The following is a 21,815-nucleotide window of genomic DNA, read 5'->3' on the forward strand; positions in this document are numbered from 1 at the left end:
GGGTTTCGGGTTACGGCGTTCTCCTTGGGACGCGCGGGGTGGCGTGCCCACCCCGCCCTCACACAGGTTGAGGACACATGCGCACCACCACGATCGGCGACGTGAAGGTCCTGCTGCCGGACCTCGAACCGCACGACCTCGACACGACGACGGACCTGGCCGGCGGCCTCACCGAAGCCCTCGTCGAGGGCGCCGCGTGGCGCGGCTCGCACCTTGAGGATGCCCGCATCCGCAGCAGTCTGATCACCGGCGTGGACCTGAGCGAGAGCACCTGGGAAGCGGGCAGCCTCTACGGCTGCGAGATCACCCGCACCGACTTCTCCGGCGCGACCCTGACCGGCATCACCATCGAACGCTGCGCGATCACCGGCTCCCGGTTCACCGGCACCAGACTCACCGACGTACGCCTCAAGGATGTCCTGTTCGACGGCTGCCGCTTCGACTACGCCACCTTCCAACGCGTCACCGCCGCCGGCTCGGTCGCGTTCACCGACTGCACTCTCACCAACGGCGCGTGGTCCTCCTGCCGGCTACCTCACATCGCGCTGCGGTCATGTGACCTCGCCGGACTGGAATTGGACTCCTGCCACCTCGACGGCACCGACCTGCGGGGCAGCCGCCTCCAGGGCCTCAAGACGCCGCTGGACAACCTGCGCGGCGTCACCCTCGGCGAAGACCAACTTCCTGACCTCACCCAGCTGACCGTCGCCGCCCTCAACCTCACCGTCCGCAACAACTGAAGCCGAGGAGGCGTCGTGCTCGCTGAACCCACTGGCAGCCCGGACACGATCCTCGTCTGCGTCCGGGGCAACTCCGGCTCGGGCAAGAGCAGCATCGCCCGCGAGCTACGACGCCGGCACGGCCGGGGCTGTGCCCTGGTCGAGCAGGACTACCTGCGCCGTATCCTGCTGCGCGAGCGGGACAAGCCCGGCGGTGCGGCACCGGCGTTGATAGGGCAGACCGTCCGGTTCGCGCTGGACCACGGCTATCACGTCGTGCTGGAGGGCATCATGCACAGCAGCCGGTACCGAAGCATGCTGACCTCCCTGCGGGACGGCCACCGCGGCCGGTCGCTGTTCTGCTATCTCGACGTGTCCCTGGCCGAGACCCTGCGCCGGCACCTCACCCGCCCGCAGGCCAGCGAGTTCACCGCCGAGCACATGAGCGGTTGGTACGCCGCCCATGACGTCCTAGGCTGGCCCGACGAACTCGTCCTCCCCGAGACCACCGGACTGGACGAGGCCGTCGAGGCCATCGCGGCTGCTGCCGGGCTACCCCAGACCGGACGCGACGACGACCTGCTACCGAAGGTTCCGTCCCCGTAGAGCAGCCCAGCCGGCTACCGGTTCCGCCGTTCCAGCGCACCGCTCCTCAACGTCGGTCCCGGGTTGCCAGACAGCCTGTCAAGCACGGCACGGCAGGGCCTCCAGTCGGTCGAGGTGGTCAGCGACCGGGTGGGCTCACGGTGGTGATCGGAACACCGGCGCGGCGGGAAATCAGGCCGGCCAGTTGGCCCACGTCGGCGTAGGTGGTGTTGAGGGTCCAGTCAACGGTCTCCGGGCGCGGCGGACGCCGCAGCTTCAGCGTGTAGTGCAGCGTCGTGCCGGCCGGCAGCGAGTTCACCGCGTACAAGGTTTCCTCGGTGCTGATGGACACCACGTCGGTCCACCGCACGCCGACGAGGCGGCGGCCAGCGGCATCGACGAAGCCACCAGTGAAGACGTAGAGCCCGCCGCGTGTCCGCCGGAACCACACGTACACCCAGGCGGCGACGCTCAGCAGAGCCAGCGTCATCCCGGTGACGGTCAGGGCGTTATACGGACCGTTGACGAGGAAGTTCGCGGTGACGATCAGCAGCACACAGCAGAACACCATCCCAGGAAGGCCGGGCCGGCGGAGCACCCGCCGCTCGAATCGGCCGAGTTCCAGGCGCCGCGCCAGCGCCGCAACCGCTTCGCCGGGGGTATCAATCGACATGGCCTGCGCAGGGGTAGATGGGGACCGTCGCTCTTGCACCCTAGCTGGAATACACATAGTTAGCACTAGGCGGGCGGCCCGGGTGGCGGCCTCGCCTGTGTGTTCGCGCCATCGCCGTTGTCGGCGTGCATGAGCCGCTGAACCATCCGCTGGGCTTCATCGTCGGTGTCGAACTCCCAGCGGAGCACCTTGCCGTCTCGGAGTCGCCAGCCCTGGTGCGTTGTCCGGCGGGGAAACGCGGATCACGAGTGGACCACGACGTCCCAGCGCCCACACGATGAGCGCGAAGCAGCAGAGCCCCGTTCCCGCGATGGTGACCGCTGTCCAGCCGCCCGCGGACCAGAGCGCGGTCGCGGCGGCGGAGCCGATGGCGGCACCGACGAAGTTGCCGGTGGCCAGGGCGGTGTTGAGCCGGCTCCGGGCCTCGTGAGGATCGGTCCGATGCCCAGGTTCCCGGGGTCGAATTGCCGTGGACTTCGGGGCAGCTGGTCTTCGTGGCGATCAGGAGCCGCCTGCCGAACGCGGCGCGTACATGATCAAGGCGACGCCGATCAGGCAGATGCCGGCGCCGATGACGTCCCACCGGTCGGGCCGGAACTTGTCGACGATCACGCCCCAGGCGAGGGATCCGGCGACGAACACGCCGCCGTAGGCGGCGAGGATGCGCCCGAAGTTCGGGTCGGGCTGGAAGGTGGCGACGAATCCGTACGCGCCGAGGGCGATGACTCCGGCGGCGATCCACCACAGGCCGCGGTGCTCGCGCCAGCCCTGCCAGATCAGCCACGCCCCGCCGATCTCGAACAGGGCGGCGACGATGAACAGCAGGACAGAGCGGACGACGGTCATCTGTGGACCGTACCGATGTGCCCACGGACCTCGGCCATGCCGGTGACCCGGTCGAACATCCGCAGCCGCTCCCGCCGGTCAGCGAGGGTCGGCATCGCAGGCACCTCCTGGAGCGATGGTGGCGAAGGGGATGGGGCAGCACGGCTGGCCGGCGCACTCGACGAGGTCGTCGCAGCCGGCGTCCACCGCGCCGCGCAGTGTGCCGGCGACGACCTGCAGATCAGCGATCTTCGCCTCGACCTCGGCGAGCTTGGCTTGGGCGCGGACTCGCAGGCCGGCGTCGGGGTGGCGGCCGTGACGGTGTCGGCCCGCGTCGAGCAGTTCGGCGACCTCGTCGAGGGTGAACCCGAGCCGCTGCGCCGCTTTGATCACCCTCAGCACTGTGACCGCTTCGGCTGGGTAGAGGCGGTGCCCGCCCAGGCTTCGGTCCGGCTCGGCGAGCAGTCCGCGGCGTTCGTAATAGCGCAGCGTCTGCGGGTTCACCCCGGCCGCGGCGGCGACCTGGCCGCTGCGCAATCCGCTCATGCCGTCATCCCGGCGCCGGCTCGTAGCGCGAGCGCGTCGAGGACATCGACGTGCGCGGCCGGCACCTGCACGTCGAGGCGCAGCGTGCCGGTATCGGCGGCGAGGGTGAACGAGAAGAACGAGCAGCAGGAGCTTTCCCGGCCGATCAGGTCCCGGGCGGTCGCCTCGGCGGCCGGGTGGAGACGCCACCGCAGTTCGGTGGGGGACAGCCGCTGCTGCGCCAGCAGGGCGGTGGCGAACAGGGCGTCGAATTCGGCCAGCCGCAGCGGCCGTTGCCCGCTCGGCAAGGTGCACGACTCGGGCACCCACTTCTGGGGATCAGCGGTCATACCGACGACGGTAGGCGTGTACCTGAGTACCGGATGCAAGCCCGACGCTCAACAAGCTTGCCGACCGGTCACCACAGTTCAGGGTCACCGATGCCGGGGGCGTTCAGACAGTTGGGCCTCTGCGGCGGTCGAGTTCGGCGCGGAGCGTGCCGGCGAAGCCTTCGGCCATGGCGAGTTGGTCGCGGAGGACCGTGACGCGGGTGGTGGCGGCGGAGTGGAACATGGCGAGCCGGTCGAGCAGGGCGACGCGGTCGGCGCCGGTGGCGGTGTCGAGGGCGTCGAGGACGGTGAGCAGGTCCCGCATCTCGTCGAGGGTGAAGCCGAGGGGTTTCATGCGTTTGACGACGGCGAGGCGGTCGAGGTCGGGCTCGGTGTAGAGGCGGAAGCCGCCCTCGCTGCGGGCGGAGGGCACGATCAGGCCGGCTTCCTCGTAGTGGCGGATGGTGCGGATGCTCAGCCCGACCCGTTCGGCGGCCTCGCCGATCTGCATCAGGCGGCCGGTGGCCGACCCGGAGCCCTGCTGCTCCGGCGCGGTGTCCCGGCTGGTGGTGGCCATCAGTGACCGACGCCGAGCTGACCGGCGAGGGTGTCGTGGATGCGGGCGCTGGGCTTGTTCAGCTCGATGATCTCGACGGTCTTGCCGCGGGTGGCGTACTTCTGCGTGATGGCGTCGAGGGCGGCGACGGAGGAGGCGTCCCAGACGTGGGCGTGGGTCATGTCGATGACCACCGTCTCGGGGTCGTTCGCGTAGTCGAACTGGCCCACCAGATCGTTGCTGGAGGCGAAGAACAGCTCGCCGCGCACCGAGTAGATCCGTGTGGTGCCGTCCGGGTCCAGGACGCTGGTGACCTCGACCAGGTGGGCGACCCGCCGGGCGAAGATCACCATGGCGGTGAGGACGCCGACCACGACGCCGATGGCGAGGTTGTGGGTGGCCAGGGTGGTGGCGACGGTGGCGACCATGACGATGGTCTCGCCGTACGGCATCCGCTTGAGCGTGGCCGGGGCGACGGAGTGCCAGTCGAACGTCGACACCGCCACGATGATCATCACGGCGACCAGGGCCGCCATCGGAATCACCGCCACCACGTCGCCGAGCGCGACGACCAGGACCAGCAGGAACACGCCAGCCAGGAAGGTCGACAGCCGGGTACGGGCGCCGGACGACTTCACGTTGATCATCGTCTGGCCGATCATGGCGCAGCCACCCATGCCGCCGAAGAAACCGGTGACGATGTTGGCCACGCCCTGGCCCCAGGACTCGCGGGTCTTGCTGGAAGGGGTGTCGGTGATGTCGTCGACGAGCTTGGCGGTCATCAGCGACTCCATCAGCCCGACCAGCGCGATCCCCAGGGCGTAGGGGGCGACGAGGGTGAGGGTGTTCATGGTCCAGGGAATCTGCGGCAGACCGAGGGTGGGCAGGCTGTCCGGCAGGGCTCCCTCATCGCCGACGGTCGGCACCGCCACGCTGGCGAAGACGGTGACCAGGGTCAGGACCACGATGGCGACCAGCGGCGCCGGGATGGCGCGGGTGAGCCGGGGGAGCCCCACCATGATCGCCAGGGCGACGGCGACGAGCGGGTAGACCAGCCACGGCACGCCGAGCAGGTGCGGGACCTGGGCGGCGAAGATGAGGATGGCCAGGGCGTTGACGAAACCCACCATGACGCTGCGCGGGACGAACCGCATCAGCTTCGCCACGCCGAGCACGGCGAGCAGGATCTGGATCGCGCCGCCGAGGATCACCGCCGCGATCAGGTAGTCCAGCCCGTGTTCCTTCGCCAGCGGCCCGACGACGAGGGCGATGGCTCCGGTCGCGGCGGAGATCATCGCCGGACGCCCTCCGCAGATCGCGATGGTGACTGCCATCGTGAACGACGCGAACAGCCCCACGCGGGGGTCGACACCGGCGAGGATCGAGAACGAGATCGCCTCCGGGATCAACGCCAGGGCGACGACCAGACCGGCGAGGACCTCGGTGCGGAACACCTTCGGCGACAACCAGGACGGACGGGACAGACGCGGCCGGTTGACCGAGGACAGCACAGAAGACATACAGCCATTTCCACTCGGGCGTCCCGTGGACGCGCACAGCTCGGGCAGCTATCCACCGATGAGCGACAGTCGGTTGAACGGCCAGGGCGTCAATGCCCGGACGCGTCACGGTCGACGGGTGAGCCATGCGGCCTCGCCGGGATAGCCGACAGCGAAGCTACCCTTCCGTGAGGGGAGGGTTCACCGTACGTGGTGATCATCACCGGATTGCCACTGGATTTGGCATAAGGCGTTGCCGGCGCCCGGAGACGCCGGCAACGCTCGGGTCAGTTGGCGTGGGTCAGGCGCGTGGTGATGCGCAGGCCCATGAGGGTGTCGTTCATCCACGGCACCCGCTCGCGGTGCAGACCGGCGGTCATCTGGTCCGCCCACACCTCGTAACGCTGCATCAGTGTGTTGGCGCGGGACCGCGCGCTGGTGATCAGGCAGTCGCCCAGTGGGTCACCGGGCAGGTTGGAAGAGTCGACCGCTGGCTCGCAGGGCACCTTGAGGCTGACCTGGTCACGCAGCGGACGGCTGGGGTCGAGCGAGCACGGCGTGGGCCCGCAGAGGGCGTAGTTCCCGCTCGCTTTGGCGTAGGCGTTACCGATCTTGGCGTCCGTCGGCATGTTCACCGGAATCTGGTACTGCCCGAACAGGTTCGCGGACAACACGTCGTCCGAGTCGAGGGCGTTGGGCAGACCCAACCGGGTGTACGCCTGGAGCAGCCGCGCCGCCGTGTTCACCTTCTTCAGTGCGGCGGGCACCGCCCCGCTGACCTGGGTGCTCTGGTCCCGCACCCGGTCGTACATGGACTTCTGCCGGGCCTGAAGGAAGCCGCGCAGGGTCGGCGTCAGCGTGGCGTCCAGCGCCGTGTTGTTCACGGCCGTCGCGCCGCTCGCGAAGGCGTAGCGTCCGGACGGCCACTTCTGGGTCAGGCCCTGTTCGGGCGTGGTCTCGCTGTCACAGTTGAACCGCTCGCAGTCGATCTGGTAGACCTGCTCGTCCGGCCAGGTGTAGTCGGCGGTGCGCGAGTTCTGCCAGGCCGTGTTCGAGTTCAGCCGGAATCGGCTGTGGATCTGCAACCGCAGCTTGCCGTAGTGGCGGATCACCCCGGTGCCGTAGCCCGTCGTACGCGTGTAGACCCAGCTTGGCGTGTAGCAGTAGCCGACCTCGGGCAACTCCCGTACCCCGGCTGGCGGCTCGTCGTGGCGCGGTGTGTACGCGTACTGGAGTGCCCGCACCATGTTCGACATCAGTTCGTAGCGAACGTTGCTGGGTCGGTCGATCTGCCTGCTGCCCTCACACGCCGGCACCGTCGCCTCGTCGGCCTTCGCTGGCGCCGGGGCGAGCGGTTTGTCCGTGTCCCAGAACAGGTCGTAGTCCTTGAGCGTCTTCACCTGTACGCCATTGGCGTCCGGCTCGTAGCGGACCTGGACCTCGTTGCTCCGGAACGCCCTCAGCGCGGTCGACAGCTCGTTGGTGGCGGCGACGTAGTCGTTGACCAGCCCGGTGATCAGGCCGTTGGCGTTGCCGTTGGCCGGCCGACCGAAGCTGGCCGCGAGGTCGGCGATGCGGGTGCCCTCCGCCTCGATCTGCGCCGCGCGGCCGGCGCTGACCTGGGCGGCGTACGTTGGGTTCTGCAGCATCAACATGGCGTACGCCTGCGCGCCGAGGTTCCACACCGTCGGGTTGCCGACCGGCGTCGACGGTTCGACCATCGACGGGTCACGTCCGTTGGCGACCCGGGCCAGGTAGTTGATCGAACGGGCTTCGCCGAAGCTGTTCAGTACGGTGGTCGGGTCGACCGCCGGGTTGTCGGCGTCGGTTTTCGGCACCACGAAGGCGGCGCCGCTGGCCAGCTGCGTCGAGGTCAGATGGAACTCGTTCTCCGGGCCGACGAACTCGTTGTACGTCGGGATGGGTTGACCGAAGTTCTCCAGGTAGCCGATGTACTTGTTGATGTCGGCGCGGGCGTCGTGCAGTGTGGCGTCGCCGATCGCGGCCAGCACGGTGGCGGCGATGTCCTCCAGGCGCAGGCCGAGCTGGGCGACCTGCTGCTGGACGAGGGTGATCTGCGCGGTGTTGCCGGCGATCGCCGCGTTCAGTTTGTCGAACTGGGCCATCATGTTCGCGTACACCGTGTTGATCTGGGCCTCGACCCGCGCGAAGCTGGCCCGCATCTCGTCGCCGAGGGCCCGCACCTCGTCGCGCAACGCCTTGACCTGGGCAAGGATCTGCGCGTCCAGCGACGGCCCGCTGCTGCCGAAGAGCCCGACGACCGACATCACCGCACCGAAGATGTTGCCGGTCATCGCCAACGTCGCGGTGCTGAAGATCGAGCCCGCGAGGCCGCGGCCGGCGATCGCCGCCGCGTACTTGGAGATCGCGCTGATCGTGGTGAGGACCGCCTCCCCGATCACCTTTGACTTCTTTCCGGCGTCGGGGTCGGCGAACCCGATGATGGTGGAGACCATGCCCACTCCGGCCTTGACGTCGGAGATCGTCTGTTGCCGGGCCTTGTCCCGGTCCTCGGCGGCCTTCTTTGCCGCCGCGGTGCACGCGGCGCTCGGCGGCCCTTCCGGCGGACACTTGCTGTTGTTTCCGCCGATCTCGAGACGGATCTCCAGGCTCAGGCCGAGCAGCTCCGCGTGTAGGGACGCGAGCTGCTGCTTGGCGGCCGCGACGTACGCCACCGAGTCGTCCCGCAGCGCCAGGATCGCGTCGAGGTCGACATGCGAAAGTCCGGGATCCTGCTGGAGCTCCTCGTAGGTGCTGGTGATGTCCACCCCGACCGGCGCACCGAGGACGGCGTTCCAGGCGGTGGCGACGGGCGCGCTGGCGGCCCCCGCCTGTCGGGTCGCGGACCACACCGCGGCGAGAGCGTCATCGCGGCCGCGCAGCCACTGGGCGGTCCGCAGCGCGCCGGAGGCGAGTTCCTCGCGGGTGTCCCACGATTCGACCGTCCTGCCGATCACGGCCCCGACCAGGCCGGTGATCTCCGGCGAGGTCCTTGTGTCGCCGCCGGGAGCGCCGAGCAGGATGTCGACGGACTTGAGCAGCAGGTCCTGTTCGGGCAGCAGGAGGTCAAACGTGGTCAGCGAGCTGTCGAGCAGCTGCTGGCGTTCGGTGAGCTGGATCTGTGCCTGTTTGTCGGTGGCGTTCGGGTGCAGCCGGTGCCACTCGACGAACTCGGCCGACAGCACGACGGTCTTGATCCGAGCGGCGCCTTGGAGATGGAGTTCGGCAACCTGGCCGAAGGCCCGGTCGGTGAGCGCCGCCTGAGGGACGGGGACGGGGACGGGATCGGCCGACGCGGGCTCGCCGAAGAGCACGCTTGCCGCTGTGACCGCGATCATCGCCAGCACAGCAGTCCCGCGCCGAGCGCGCGTGGAACGTTTTATTGTCATGCCGCGAACGTATGGAGCGGCCTGAAAGGGCGCTGAAACCGCGCTGATTCTCGCAGGCTGCCGCTCAGCCGGCGGCGGGTGACGTGGCAGGCGCGTCGAGGGCCGGCGCCACGATGGCGAACGCCTGGTCCATCAGCTCGGCCAGGTGCTGCTCGTCGTCGCCCGGCTGCCACCGCTGGAGCACCGTGTCGAGTGCCAGCAGTGCCATCCCGGCGGCCATCCGTGGGTAGGGGTCGCTGTGTGGGTCGAGGCCGCTGCGGTTGGCCAACTCGTCGGCCAGCTCGGCGCGCCACTCGATCTGGCGTTCCAGCCAGCGGGCGTGCAGGGCGGGGGTGTCCAGGATGAGACGGACGACGACCCGGGCTCGCTCGGAGTGTTCCGGGTGGTCGTTGCAGGCGGCGAGCGGCACCCAGAGGGCGTGGCGCAGCGCGACCGACGGTGGCTCGGCGGATGGCCGGGTGGCAAGTTCGGTGATGATGTCCGCGCTGGTGTCGGCCAGGAACCGGACGACCACGTCCTCTTTGGACGCGAAGTAGCGGAAGAACGTACGCCGCGACATGCCGGCTGCCGCCACGATGTCGTCGACGGTCACCACGTCGAAGCCCTTGGTGGCGAGCAGCATCAGGGCGGCGTCGCGCAGTTCGTCGGCAACGAGCTGGCGTTTGCGTTCGGCCAGGCTGCTGTCCGCACGAGTTCTCATCCGCCGATGCTACGTCACCCGGTGCCACATCATGCCCTTGTTGGCATTCCGCGCACTGCTTGACACTGAGTGCCACCGACGGCAACAGTGGGTCGCATGACTGTCAATGGCTGGTCCACTGAACAGATCCCCGACCTGAGCGGCCGTACCTTCGTCGTCACCGGTGCCACGGCGGGCCTCGGCCTGGTCACCACCCGGGCGCTCGCCGTTCGCGGTGCGCGCGTCGTGCTGGCCGTCCGGGACGAGGAGCGGGGTCGCCGGGTGGCGGCCGACATCGCCGCGACCCGACCCGGCGTCGACCTGGAAGTCCGGCGGATCGATCTCGCCGACCTCGACTCGGTCCGAAAGTTCGCCGACGGGATGCACGCCGACCACCGTCGGGTGGACGCGCTGATCAACAACGCCGGGGTGATGGCCCTGCCGCGCACCCTCAGCCCGCAGGGGCACGAGGTGCAGTTCGCCACGAACCACCTCGGGCACTTCGCTCTCACCGGGCTCCTGCTCGACCTCCTGCTGGCCGGCCGGGATCCACGGGTGGTCACTGTCACCTCGGTCAACCACCGGCAGGCGAAGGTGCGCTTCGCCGACCCGACCGGCGAGCGGGGCTACTCCCCGATGGGCTTCTACAACACGTCCAAGCTGGCCAACGCCATCTTCGGCTACGAGCTGCACCGGCGGCTCAGTGCCGTGGCGAGCCCGCTGGGCAGCTTCCTGGCCCACCCCGGCTACACCGCGACGAATCTGCAGACCAGCGCCACCACGCCGATCTGGCGGCTGCTGCTGGGCCGGATCGGCAACCCACTCCTCGCCCAGCCGGTCGATCGCGGCGTCTGGCCGCAGCTGTTCGCCGCCACCGACCCCGGGGCGCAGCCGGGCCAGCTCGTCGCCCCGGGTGGGCCGGGCGAACTGCGCGGTCACCCCGCGCCGGCGAAGCTCTCCACCGCCGCGACCGACCCCGAGCACGGCCGCCGTCTGTGGGAACTGTCCGAACAGGCCACCGGCGTACGGTTCGGCTCGCTGCGACCAACGAGCTGATCGCGGCGCATCCAGCCGCCGTCACATTCCGCCGCGCCGGATCGTCCAGGGGGCGAGCAACCACAACGGAGGAAAGATGTTCGCTGCCTATGTCACGGTCACCATTCTCGCGTCGATCTTCACCGGCATCGCCGCCGTCACCTACCTGATCGGTCACGACTATCCAAAGGCCCAGGCGGACATGAAGCGCGTGCCACGGTCGTGGCTACCGCGGTTGGGCATGGCGCTGGCGGCAGGCTCGTTGGGGCTGCTGGCCGGCTTCGCCGTACCGCTGCTGGGCACCCTCGCCGCCGCTGGGCTGGTGCTGTACTTCGTCGGCGCGCTCATCGCGCATCTGCGCGTCGGCTCCCGTCAGCTGGTGGGCCCGGCCGTATTCTTCGTCACCGTGGTGGCCGCGCTGACCGTGAACGTGCTCTACCACTGGTGATCCGTCAGCTACGACGTGAGGCACCCGTCCCGCATCTGGACGGTTCGGTCGCAGCGCGCGGCGATGGCGGTGTCATGGGTGGCCATAATGAGTGTCGTGCCCTGCTCGTCGCGCAGCCTCAGCAACAGGTCGACGATCGCGGTACCGGTCTGACTGTCGAGATTGCCCGTGGGTTCGTCGGCGAGTAACAGGGCAGGCTGGTTGATCAGCGCACGGGCGATGGCGACCCGTTGCTGCTGCCCGCCGGAGAGCCGCGACGGCAGGGCGGCGGCCCGGTCGGCGAGCCCCACTGTCGCCAGCAGTTCGTGTGCCCGAGCGACCTTGTCGAAATCGGTGCGGAACGGGATCAGCGGTGCCATGACGTTGTCCAGGGCGGTGAGTGTGGGCAGCAGGTGGAATCGTTGGAACACAAAGCCGACCCGTCGCCGGTAGGCTGCCAACCCCCGGCCGGACAGGCCGGTCACCTCCTGTCCGCCGACCTCGATGGTGCCCCCGTCACTCCGTTCGATGGCGCCGATCAGGTGCAGGAGCGTCGACTTGCCCGAGCCGCTCGGCCCGGTCAACGCGATCGCGGTGCCGGCGCCGATCGCGAGGCTGACGTCGTTCACCGCGACCAGCGGTGCGCCGTCGGGCAGGGGGAAGGACTTCCGCACCCGGGTGAGGCACACCAGCGGCATGGTGACGGTGCTCGCCGGCGCAGCTGACGTCCGTTCCATCGGACCTACTCCTTTGCCGCTCACCCCTCGGCGAGCAGGTGGGCGGTGGGCAGTCGGCGGAGCACGGCGATCGGCACCACCACGGACAGGGCGGAGACGGCGACGCCGAACAGCAGGGCGGCCCCGGAACACCAGAGGATCGCAGCGGTGACGCCCCCGGCGAAGACCGCCGCCGCGCCCAGGCCGGCAACGGCGCCGAGGATGCCGCCGATCGCGCCCATGCCGATGGCCTCGACGATGACCAGCCGGTTCACCATGGCGTCGGTCCAGCCGACGGCACCGAACAGGGCGAACTCGGCCGCACGCTCGGAGATGTTGAGATAGAGCACGTCGGCGACCGACACGACACCCAGCACGATCGTGACCGCCACGGCGATGTGATCGACGGTGCGGGCCTGGAGGGTGACGGCATCACCGAGCAGGGTGCCGGTGATCGCCCCCCGGAACGCGAACGTGATCGCCAACAACATGGTCAGCGCGGCCACCCCGATCATCAGGCTCAGCGCGCCGAGCGCGGTCCGACCGGGTGTGCGGGCAAGGTTGGCCAGGGCGAGGGTGGCCAACCGGCGTGGCGTCTGCCGGCGGAGGGCGAAACCCGAGACGGCGGGGCGGATGATCTCGCCGGGGTCCGGCCGGGCGGCCCGCCAGGCCGGCCAGCCGCCGGCGAGCAGGGCAAGGACAACCGCTGCGGGTACGGCGAGCAGGGTATGGCTCCACGCGATGTTCAGCCCGAGACCGAACGCGATCCCGAGCGCCAGCCCGGTGCCCGCGATGCCTGCGGCGAGGCCGATGCCGGCGATCTCGATGAACATCAGCTGAAGGAGGTGCCGCCGGCCCCAACCGAGACAGGTGAGGATGCCGAACTCGGTGCGTCTGGCGCGGATGGCGGCGGTGTTGGCGTTGAGCACCGCCAGCGCGCACACAGCGAGCACCAGGACGGACAGCAGCACGCTCTTGCGGTCGGCCGCGCGGACCAGCACGGACGCGACGCCCTTCTGCACCCAGGGCTCGGCCACGGCGAGGTCGGGCCGGCCGTAGTTGCCCGCCGGGTAGTGCACGGTCATCGCGGTGGGTGACGACCCCAGTGTTATGTCGACCTGTAGGCCGGTGCGCTGCGCGATCTCCTCGGCGACAACCCGGACCCGCTCCCGGGAAACCCTGTCGACACCAACGTCTCCGGCCAACCGGACTCGCACCACACTGATCGGTGCGGTGGTGTTGAGCTGGTATTCCGGGTAGCTGGGCTCGGTGCTGTACGCGCCGGGGTCGAAGATGGCTGGCAGGGCCGCCATGGTGGTGAGCATCAGCGGTGGTTGGCTGAGCAGTCCTGTGACATTTGAGTTCGGGGCCAGGCGTCGGCCGCCCAGCGCCTGCCGCGACGTTTCGTCGGCACCCTCGGCACCCGGGTTGAAGTACGTGTCCATGGGCACCGCCGACAGCGCGCTGCCGAGCGAAACCTTGGCGGGGTCGAAGGTGCCCACCGCGCCCAGTGCGGCATCGGGCATGCCCACGTCCCCCGGCTGATCGTCGTACCCGTGCGCCAGGTTCCGATGGACGGCGACGCCGCTTCGCACACTGGTGTCGGCGAACTCCATCGGCACGTGCCGCGACGACCCGCCGTCGTCGGCGCCCTGACCCCAGATCTTCAGGTCGTACGGATCCGGCTGGGCCCGCAGACCGTCCCCGTCCCGCACCCGCTTCGGCGGTCCGACGGTCCAGAACTGGTCGAGCCACCTGGTGTTCGCCGTTGCCAGGTCGTACTCGACGCCCAGGTCGTCGGGGCGGAGCATCCGGTTGACCAGGTTCTGGTACGGCTCCTCGAACGACATCACCCGCTTGTCGATGGGCGTGCCGGGCTCGTTGACCAGAGCGGCGCGTAGCCGCTGGTCGTCGGCGGATTTCCGGACCAGCTCGGGCACGTCGGCGTTCAGGCGCTGCACGCTGATGTTGAGCGCCCTGTCGACCTGGGGCCGGTCCGCGATGAGGATGGGGAGCACCGAGTAGGGGTACGGCATTCCGTCCAGTCGCCGTGACGTCGGCGCTTCCGCCGAGCTGAAGTATCGGCCCGAGGTGACGGCCTGGTCCAGCCCCGCCAGCGCGGCCTCCGATTCCGGGTCGACCGCGGCCATCAGGAACGGCACCGTCCACGCCAATGTGACGGTCGGGCGCATCGCCTTTCCCTCGCGATCCGTCGAACCCATGCCACCGACGCAGGTCAACGACGATCGGGCTCGGAGGTCCGTCGGTGCGAGCCAGTCCTGCGTGCCGATGGCCACTGCCGCTGGGCAGATCTTCACCCGCTGGCCGTCGGCGTCGACCTCTTCCGGCGGTGGCAGGCTCCCGCCGCTCTTCAGCTCGCTGTTGGGCACCACCTCCAGCCGGTTGCGCGTCGCGTAGAGAAACGCCGGCCCGTCCGGGATCTGGCTGAGCCCCGCGTCCGTCGCCCAGGTCGGTTGGATCCGTAACACCTGACGCTCGGCTGTCGGGTCAAGGTGATCCGACAGGTCGACGGTCACGGGCACGGTGCGCATCACGTACCCGACCATCGCGACAGGTGCCGCCACCGACACCCCGCGCACCGCCTGGATCTCGTGCCATTGATCGTTGGTGATGCCTCCACGCATGCCGGCCAACTGTCCCGACTGGACCAGATTGCGCTCCTGCTCCAGCGGCAGCACCGCGTCCCCGGGGCGCACCAGCAGGTCGTAGACCGGGCGGTAGTTGGCGCTGACCGTGCCCACCGCGTCCAGCCGGGACGTCACCGCGGCTCCGGTGAGCAGGGTGAACCCGGCCACCGCGACGGCGATCATCGAGAGCAGGGCCAGCGACCGGCGCAGCCGTACTCGCCACTGCGACGCGGCTATCCCCAGCATTGACGCACCGTGCCCCGCATCGTTGGCCCTCCCGCTGAAAATCATACGACCTTTCGCCTTCTCCGCGGGGTACGACGGCTTGTCGACGGAGGGAGCAGGTATTGCCGGGTCATTGGCGTGCATCTATAGTTGCGCGGATCACAACAATCATGGCCGTGGTGACGCGGCCGGGTCGTCGAAGCGCTTCGACGATTCGTCGTTCAGGCCCGTCAGCCGGGTGTCGAGCCTGGTCACGCCGGTCTCGGCGCCCCACTGGGCGTCTGTCGTACGACATGAGGAGAACCGCATGCGGAACTGGCGCCTTCGGCGCGGAATCACCGCGCTCGCGCTCGCCCTGCTAGCCCTACCGGCCGTTCCCGGCACCGCGCTCGCCGAACCCACCTACCCGTTCCGAGATCCCGACCTGCCCGTGAACGCCCGGGTCGACGACCTGCTCGGCCGGCTCACCCAGGACGAGAAGATCTCGTGGCTGCACCAGTACCAGCCGGCCATTCCCCGGCTGGGCATCGGCCTGTTCAAGACCGGCACCGAGGCGCTGCACGGGGTGGCCTGGTCCACCGACATCGACAACAACGGCGCGGTGGTAAAGGCCCGCGGCACCGTCTTCCCACAGCCGGTGGGCATGGCGAGCACCTGGAACCCCGATCTGATCCGGCAGGTCGGTTCGGCCGTCGGCGACGAGGCGCGCGGCTACCACGCGCAGAACCCCCGGGTGTGGGGGCTCAACCTGTGGGCGCCGGTGGTCAACCTGCTGCGCGACCCCCGGTGGGGCCGCAACGAGGAGGGCTACTCCGAGGACCCGCTGCTCACCGCCGCGATCTCCACCGCGTACGGGTCGGGAATGACCGGCGGTGACCCGAACCACCTGAAGAGCGCACCGACCCTGAAGCACTACCTGGCCTACAACAACGAGGTCCGGCGCGACGTGACCTCCTCGAACGTGCCGCCTCGGGTTCTCAACGAGTACGACCGTGCCGCCTTCAAACCGGCCATCGCCGCCGACGCGGCGACCGGGATGATGGCCGCGTACAACCTGGTCAACGGCCGTCCGGCCACGGTGGACCCGGATCTGGCCACTGTGGTACGCGACTGGACCGACCAGCCGCTGATGAACGTCACCGACGCCTGGGCGCCGAACAACCTCGTCGCCTCGCAGGGGTACTACCCGACCCAGGCCGAGGGGAACGCCGCGATCATCAAGGCCGGCCTGAACAGCTTCATCACCGACGACACCAACGCGCAGCCGACCATCACCGCGATCAAGCAGGCGCTGGCGGCCGGCCTGCTCACCGAGGGGGACATCGACGCCCGGATCCGCGAGATCCTGAACGTCCGGTTCCGGCTGGGTGAGTTCGACCCGGGCGGTGGCCGGTACGGCGGCATCACCCCGGACGTCATCAACAGCCCCGAACACCAGCGACTGGCCCGGCAGGCCGCCGGCGAGGCGATGGTGCTGCTGAAGAACGAGCGGCAGGCGCTACCGCTGGACCCGGCCCGGACCCGCAAGGTGGCGGTGCTCGGCCCGCTGGCCGACACCCTCTACTCGGACTGGTACGGCGGCGACCTGCCGTACCAGGTGACGGCGCTCGGCGGCATCCGCGAACGGTTGGGCGGCTCGGCCAGTGTGAGCGGGCTCGACGGGGCGGACCGGATCGCCCTGAAGGACGCGGCGACCGGCCGGTACGTCACGGCCACCGGCACCACCGACGCCAACCCGGTCACGGCGACCGGCGCCACTGCCTCGCTCGACGCCCAGTTCGACATGGTCGACTGGGGACAGGATGTGGTGACGCTGCGCAACGCCGCCAACGGCCGCTACCTCGGCTACAACTGGGGGCCGTTCCTCACCCGCGACGAACAGCCGAACGGTTGGTACGTCCAGCAGCAGTTCAAGCTGGAGCCGCAGGCCGACGGAACAGTGGTGCTGCGCTACGTCGGCTACGAGACCAAGGAGAGCTGGTTCGGCGCCGACACGTACGTGACGATCGGCGACGACGGCGCCCTCAAGCTCGGCGCATCCACCCCGGCCGCCGCGACCCACTTCAGTCGCGAGGTGATCAGCAGCGGAATCGACCGGGCCGTGGCGGCGGCCAAGGCGGCCGACACCGCCGTGCTGGTGGTCGGCAGCAACCCGTTCATCAACGGCCGTGAGGCGCACGACCGGACCTCAACGGCGCTGAGCGCCGGCCAGGAGGCGCTGGTCAAGGCCGTGGTCAGGGCCAACCCGCGGACCGTGCTCGTGCTCCAGACCAGCTACCCGGTCACCATTCGGTGGGAGCAGGAGCACGTGCCGGCCATCGTCTGGACCACCCACGCGGGCGCGGAAACTGGTCACGCCATCGCCGACGTCCTCTTCGGCGACCGCAACCCGTCCGGCCGGCTCACCCAGACCTGGTACCGCTCGGACTCGCAACTGCCGCCGGACCTGCTGGAGTACGACATCATCTCGTCCAGGCAGACCTACCTGTACAGCACCGCGAAGCCGCTCTACCCGTTCGGCCACGGCCTGTCGTACACCCGCTTCCGGTACGGCCAGTTGCGTGCCGGTGCCCAGTCGGTCGCGGCCGACGGCACCATCACGGCCAGTGTCGACGTGACAAACGCCGGCCGCCGGGCCGGGACCGAGGTCGTTCAGCTCTACACCCACCAGCGCACCTCGCGGGACACCACCCCGATCCGCCAGCTCAAGGCATTCGAGCAGGTGAAACTCGCGCCCGGGCAGACCCGCACGGTGACCTTGCGCCTGCCCGCCGCCGACCTGGCGCACTGGGATGTCACCCGCGGCCGGTGGGTGGTCGAGTCGTCCGTCCACGACCTGATGGTCGGGGCGTCCGCCGAGGACATTCGGGCCCGCGCCGCGGTCCGGGTCCGTGGTGAGACCATCCCGGCCCGCGACCTGTCCCGGCCCACCAGGGCGGAGAACTTCGACCGGTACGCGGGGGTCCGGCTCGTCGACGAGACGAAACCCAGCGGTACGGCGGTCGGTGCCACCGCGGCCGGTCAGTGGATCTCCTTCGAGGGTTCCGCGCTGCGTGCCGGCGCGCGCACCTTCACCGCGAAGGTCGCCAAGGCCGGTGCGGGCGCCGGCACCATCCAGGTCCGGTTGGGGTCGCCCACCGGCCGGCTGCTGGGCACGGCCACGGTCCCCAGCACCGGCGACGACTACCGGTACGTCAGCACCAGCACCGAGTTGGCCCGGGCCGTCGGCACCCACGACGTGTACCTGGTGTTCGACTCCCCGCTGCGGCTGGCGGAATTCTCCATCAGGTGACCGGAGCTCGGGGCCGGGTCGATCGTCGACCCGGCCCCGGCCCCGGCCCCGGGCCGGTGGCTGGTCAGCTCGCCGTGCAGGTCAGCGTCGGTGTGCTGGGCGTGCCGGTGGACGAGCCGAGGAACCCGAACGCGGTGCTGGCGCCGGCACCGAGTGCCCCGTTGTAGGCGACGTTGCGGGCGGTGACCGCGGATCCCTGGCTCGTGACTGTCGCGTTCCAGGCCTGGGTGACGCTCTGGCCACCGGCGAAGGTCCACGTCACCGTCCAGCTGCTGATCGCCGAGGTTCCCGCGGTGACCCGTACCTCGCCCTGGAAGCCGCCGGTCCACTGGCTGGTCACCGCGTACGTCGCGGTGCAGCCGGCCGCCGGCGGTGGGGTGGTGGGCGGTGGGGTGGTGGGCGGTGGGGTGGTGGGCGGCGGCGTGGTGACGGAACCACCCCAGCCGGCGGTGGAGTCCAGCCAGGCGGCGCGCCGCAGCATCCAGTCCCGCATGACCTGGACCTGCCCCTGCCAGGTGGGCGAGGTCGGGGTGCGGAAGAAGCTGACCGTCGGCGCCGTCAGGTTCGGCCAGCGTTGGAAGTTGCGCTGGGCCGCGTTGGTCAGCGGGGTCGCGAGAGCGTTGACCCGGGTCTGGAGCGCGGCGTCGGAGAGCAGGCCCCGTCGCAGTGTCTGCCAGCGCGATCGGGCCTGGTTGACGAACGCGGGGTCGCGCAGCAACTGGGCGAACCAGTCGTTGGCCGACGGCTGCCGGGTCTGCTGGTGCTGCCAGCCCGACACCTGGTCGTTGGCGAAGAACCCACCGACGCCGAAGCTCAGGTCGAAGTCCCACAGCGGACCCGCGAAGATCTTGCTGTCCCGGTCCTTGTAGAAGTGCGAGCTGCGGACGTAGGCGTCCATCTCCCGGCTCAGCTCGTTGACGATCATGAGGTCGATGAAGGAGTCGACGTCGATGTACTTGCGGTATCCGGTGGTCGGGTCGGCGAAGTTCGACGAGTGCAGCACGTCGTTGAACTCCTGGATGTGACCGCGCAGCCAGTCCCGTTGCTGCGGTTGCAGGGGCGACGGGTCGGCGACCTCAAGGTAGTTCCAGCAGGTGGCCGCCGGCCCGGTGCACGGCAACGTCGGCTCCTCGGCCGCCATCCACTCGAATTTCCAGATGTACCCGCCCTGGATCTTCGGCAGTGTCACGTCGTCCTCGTCCAACTGCTTGAGGTCGAGGCGGTCCTTGGAGTTCTTGATCGTCTCCATGAACATGTAGACGCCCATGTAGTCGCTGGCACCCACCGGTGCGGCGTCCGTGTTGAGGTAGAACTCGGCGAACGCGTAGCGCGGGGCGGGCAGCCCCATCTCGCGGCCGAGGTCGTAGACGAGCGCCTCGCGGATCAGCGCCTTGTCCGGGAACGGGCCGCGCAACACCCAGTCGGAGTCGGCGGGCATGCCCAGCACGGGGTGGTCGGCGTCGTCGTTCTCGTTGTCCCAGAACTCGACGCGGAACGGCGTCTTCTCGAACGTCGCCGACGAGTTGCCGCGCAGGCGGAACCCCGCGCGGGTGCTGAGCGTCGGGGCGGCCGCCAGCGACGTGGTGCCGCCGCCCGTCGGTTCGAAGATCATGGTGGTGGCGTCGAAGTACTCACGGTCGGGCCGGCCTGCGCCGTACGAGTCGATCAGTACCACCGGTAGGTCGTGGGCGGTGGTGACGTTCTGCGCGGCGTACATGGCGGTGCCGGGCGCACCCGTCGGTGTCTGGCCGACGAACGCCTGTGCCCGCAGTTGGGTGGTGCGGGTGAAGCGCAGCGCCGAGCCCGAATAGAGCGACGACTGGGCGGTGGGCGGCTGCCCGTTGGTGGTGTAGCGGATCTGGGCACCGCTGACCGTGCTGCTCAGCGTCACCGCCACCTCGCCCTGGAAGGTGCCGCTGGGCACCGAGAAGGTGATGTCGCCGACCAGGTCGTCTGCCGCGGCCGGTGCGGCATCGGCGTCGGCGGCCTGGGTGCCGGCGAGGAGTTCGGTGACCGGTTGGGCGGCCTGGGCAGCCGCGACGGTTTCAGCGCCGGCCGGTGGCGACGACACCACGAGGAGGCCTGCGACGAACACGGTGGTGGCGGCGATCCCGGCGGCACGAAGGGCCGCCACCGGAAGACCGGTGTTGCGGGTGGTCATGCGCACGATGCCTCCTGTTCTGATCGGGTGGGAACTGTCAACTCCAGGAACGCCGAGGACGGGTCGGCGCGGAAATGGCGGCGTAGCGTCCGTCGCCACGGCACGTCTGGAAGGTCCAGGCGGAGAGCAGCGAGACCGGTGGCGTACTTCGAGATGCGTACGGGCCGGGTCCCGCGCTGCCATAGCGCGCGGTCGACCAGCGAAGGGGCCGAACTGGTCTTGGTCTCGACCACGGCGATGCCGGGCAGTCGCAGGGTGCGGTCACCGTCCTGCCAGGTGAGCCCGGTGTCGATGGTGACCCGGCTCGCGGTCGACGGCAGCAGCAGAGTGGAGCGACGGTAACTGGTGACCAGTACCGGCTCGAGCGGGCTGCCGACGAGATCGGACAGGATCGACTCCCGATCGAGCACCTCGTCGACGAACCCGCGCCCGGACCGGACGGTGCGGCGGTCCTCGGCGAGATAGGGCAGTCGGTGCTTGGTGACCCGTCCGCGCGCTCCGCTGATCTTCACCTCCAGCCAGCACTGGGCGGAGTCGAGGTAGGTCCGGGTCCGTACCTTGAAGCGCCTGCGCCGCCGGTACGCGGCGCAGTGGTAGCTGGCCAGACAGGGCGTGTCGAAGTACACGGACTCGTACCGGAAGCTGCGCTCACCATCGATGTCCAGCACCCGGGCGTACGGGGTGAGCTGGTCCAGCAGGTCCGGCAACTCGTCCACCGCGATCACGTACTTGCGGTCCACCCTGCACTGTAGCGCCGCTCGGTCGATCACCTCGGCGAGTGCGATCGGCGCCAGCCCGGCCAGCGGTGGCGCGCTCATCGGAGCGCCCCGGCCCGGACCGACTTGCCGGTGCCGGCCGCCGGGCTTCGCCGGGCGACCGAGTATCGGACGTCGACCACGGTGGTCTCGTTGACCATGTCGAGCCGCTGGACGATGGCGTTGTGCACCCGGGCATTGAGCAGTTGCTCCAGCTGGGCGACGAGAGCGACGTGATCGGTGACGGCGGAGTCGAGCACCATGATCTGGTGCCGGTAGTGCCGGAGCAGCCGTCGGTGATCACCGACGAACATCACCGCGACGATGAGTGCCATCAGGCCTCCGCTGAGCCAGACCGAGGTGGTGCTGAGCGCGCCGAGAATGCCCAGTGCGAGAGCGGAGAAGTAGTACGCGACCTCGTGCTGGTCGAGCTCCGTCGAGCGGAGTCGAATGATGGAGAGCACCCCGAACAGCGCCAGCCCCAGCCCGAGCCCGGCACCGACGTCGCTGGCGCTCAGCGCACTCGCCACCGCGAGGACGCCGACGTTGACCCCCAGGTAGGCGACGACCAGGTCGCGCCGGCGGTGCCGGGGAAAGTAGAGCCCGAAGACGAGCAGCGCCACAGCGCAGATGTCGATCGCGAACAGGACGAGCTGCGACATCGCTGGGGTTCCTCCTGGTCACCGCCGGAGTGGACCGACGCCGGGCCGCCGTCGCTGCGTGGCGACCTGCGGAAGGTGGCCGGACCTCCGGACT

The 21,815-nt window shown here is 69.6% G+C and carries 19 protein-coding genes; 6 read left to right on the plus strand and 13 right to left on the minus strand.

Annotation, left to right across the window (positions count from 1 at the left end):
* Nucleotides 1–77: 77 nt before the first annotated feature.
* Nucleotides 78–740: a pentapeptide repeat-containing protein gene (locus ACQRWP_RS00680; RefSeq protein WP_430500313.1), complete on the plus strand. Its 663-nt coding sequence runs from the start codon at nt 78–80 to the stop codon at nt 738–740.
* Nucleotides 741–755: 15 nt separating this feature from the next.
* Complete coding sequence (locus ACQRWP_RS00685) at nt 756–1,325, plus strand: kinase (protein ID WP_430500314.1); 570 nt, start codon at nt 756–758, stop codon at nt 1,323–1,325.
* Nucleotides 1,326–1,443: 118 nt separating this feature from the next.
* Here ACQRWP_RS00685 and ACQRWP_RS00690 read toward each other — a convergent pair whose 3' ends face one another.
* A complete protein-coding gene (locus tag ACQRWP_RS00690) occupies nt 1,444–1,977 on the minus strand; it encodes a hypothetical protein (RefSeq protein ID WP_430500316.1) in 534 nt (177 codons plus the stop codon).
* A 277-nt stretch (nt 1,978–2,254) separates the two neighbouring features.
* Between ACQRWP_RS00690 and ACQRWP_RS00695 the strand changes: the two genes are divergently transcribed.
* Nucleotides 2,255–2,407 carry a hypothetical protein gene (locus ACQRWP_RS00695; RefSeq protein ID WP_430500317.1) on the plus strand — a complete coding sequence of 51 codons (153 nt, stop codon included), beginning with the start codon at nt 2,255–2,257 and terminating at the stop codon, nt 2,405–2,407.
* A gap of 71 nt (nt 2,408–2,478) precedes the next feature.
* Here the strand turns inward: ACQRWP_RS00695 and ACQRWP_RS00700 are convergent, their stop codons facing one another.
* From ACQRWP_RS00700 to ACQRWP_RS00730, 7 genes are all read right to left on the minus strand, one after another.
* Nucleotides 2,479–2,823, minus strand: a complete 345-nt coding sequence (locus ACQRWP_RS00700) for a YnfA family protein (protein ID WP_430500318.1) — start codon at nt 2,821–2,823, stop codon at nt 2,479–2,481.
* A 78-nt stretch (nt 2,824–2,901) separates the two neighbouring features.
* On the minus strand, nt 2,902–3,348 hold the full coding sequence (locus ACQRWP_RS00705) for a MerR family transcriptional regulator (protein WP_430500320.1): 447 nt from the start codon (nt 3,346–3,348) through the stop codon (nt 2,902–2,904).
* Nucleotides 3,345–3,677 carry a hypothetical protein gene (locus ACQRWP_RS00710; RefSeq protein WP_430500321.1) on the minus strand — a complete coding sequence of 111 codons (333 nt, stop codon included), beginning with the start codon at nt 3,675–3,677 and terminating at the stop codon, nt 3,345–3,347. The genes ACQRWP_RS00705 and ACQRWP_RS00710 overlap by 4 nt, the downstream gene beginning before the upstream one ends.
* 103 nt (nt 3,678–3,780) lie before the next feature.
* Entirely contained in the window at nt 3,781–4,233 is a 453-nt protein-coding gene (locus ACQRWP_RS00715) for a MerR family transcriptional regulator (RefSeq protein ID WP_430500322.1), read from the minus strand.
* Nucleotides 4,233–5,732: a SulP family inorganic anion transporter gene (locus ACQRWP_RS00720; protein WP_430500324.1), complete on the minus strand. Its 1,500-nt coding sequence runs from the start codon at nt 5,730–5,732 to the stop codon at nt 4,233–4,235. The genes ACQRWP_RS00715 and ACQRWP_RS00720 overlap by 1 nt, the downstream gene beginning before the upstream one ends.
* Nucleotides 5,733–5,998: 266 nt before the next feature.
* Nucleotides 5,999–9,121, minus strand: coding sequence for a hypothetical protein (locus tag ACQRWP_RS00725; protein WP_430500326.1), 3,123 nt, complete (start codon nt 9,119–9,121; stop codon nt 5,999–6,001).
* A 64-nt stretch (nt 9,122–9,185) separates the two neighbouring features.
* Entirely contained in the window at nt 9,186–9,821 is a 636-nt protein-coding gene (locus ACQRWP_RS00730) for a TetR family transcriptional regulator (RefSeq protein WP_430500328.1), read from the minus strand.
* A 96-nt stretch (nt 9,822–9,917) separates the two neighbouring features.
* Between ACQRWP_RS00730 and ACQRWP_RS00735 the strand changes: the two genes are divergently transcribed.
* Both ACQRWP_RS00735 and ACQRWP_RS00740 read left to right on the plus strand, forming a co-directional pair.
* The gene (locus ACQRWP_RS00735) at nt 9,918–10,856 is read left to right on the plus strand and encodes an oxidoreductase (RefSeq protein ID WP_430500329.1); all 939 of its coding nucleotides are present in this window, start codon (nt 9,918–9,920) and stop codon (nt 10,854–10,856) included.
* Between the two features lie 76 nt (nt 10,857–10,932).
* Nucleotides 10,933–11,283: a DoxX family protein gene (locus ACQRWP_RS00740; RefSeq protein WP_430500330.1), complete on the plus strand. Its 351-nt coding sequence runs from the start codon at nt 10,933–10,935 to the stop codon at nt 11,281–11,283.
* An 8-nt stretch (nt 11,284–11,291) separates the two neighbouring features.
* On the opposite strand, the gene ACQRWP_RS00745 is transcribed toward ACQRWP_RS00740, so the two are convergent.
* Nucleotides 11,292–11,999 carry an ABC transporter ATP-binding protein gene (locus ACQRWP_RS00745; RefSeq protein WP_430500332.1) on the minus strand — a complete coding sequence of 236 codons (708 nt, stop codon included), beginning with the start codon at nt 11,997–11,999 and terminating at the stop codon, nt 11,292–11,294.
* Nucleotides 12,000–12,019: 20 nt separating this feature from the next.
* Nucleotides 12,020–14,872, minus strand: coding sequence for an FtsX-like permease family protein (locus ACQRWP_RS00750; protein ID WP_430500334.1), 2,853 nt, complete (start codon nt 14,870–14,872; stop codon nt 12,020–12,022).
* A gap of 286 nt (nt 14,873–15,158) precedes the next feature.
* Between ACQRWP_RS00750 and ACQRWP_RS00755 the strand changes: the two genes are divergently transcribed.
* Nucleotides 15,159–18,143, plus strand: a complete 2,985-nt coding sequence (locus ACQRWP_RS00755; protein ID WP_430500336.1) for a glycoside hydrolase family 3 C-terminal domain-containing protein — start codon at nt 15,159–15,161, stop codon at nt 18,141–18,143.
* A 64-nt stretch (nt 18,144–18,207) separates the two neighbouring features.
* Here ACQRWP_RS00755 and ACQRWP_RS00760 read toward each other — a convergent pair whose 3' ends face one another.
* The 3 genes from ACQRWP_RS00760 to ACQRWP_RS00770 are packed head-to-tail and all read right to left on the minus strand — an operon-like array spanning nt 18,208 to nt 21,721.
* Nucleotides 18,208–20,304 (minus strand): CotH kinase family protein, encoded by a 2,097-nt coding sequence (locus tag ACQRWP_RS00760; protein WP_430503377.1) that lies wholly within the window; start codon nt 20,302–20,304, stop codon nt 18,208–18,210.
* Nucleotides 20,301–21,122: a polyphosphate polymerase domain-containing protein gene (locus ACQRWP_RS00765; protein ID WP_430500337.1), complete on the minus strand. Its 822-nt coding sequence runs from the start codon at nt 21,120–21,122 to the stop codon at nt 20,301–20,303. The genes ACQRWP_RS00760 and ACQRWP_RS00765 overlap by 4 nt, the downstream gene beginning before the upstream one ends.
* Complete coding sequence (locus tag ACQRWP_RS00770) at nt 21,119–21,721, minus strand: DUF4956 domain-containing protein (RefSeq protein ID WP_430500339.1); 603 nt, start codon at nt 21,719–21,721, stop codon at nt 21,119–21,121. The genes ACQRWP_RS00765 and ACQRWP_RS00770 overlap by 4 nt, the downstream gene beginning before the upstream one ends.
* Nucleotides 21,722–21,815: the final 94 nt, after the last annotated feature.

Origin of the sequence: Micromonospora trifolii, assembly GCF_050516465.1 — a bacterium.
Lineage (GTDB): Bacteria > Actinomycetota > Actinomycetes > Mycobacteriales > Micromonosporaceae > Micromonospora > Micromonospora trifolii.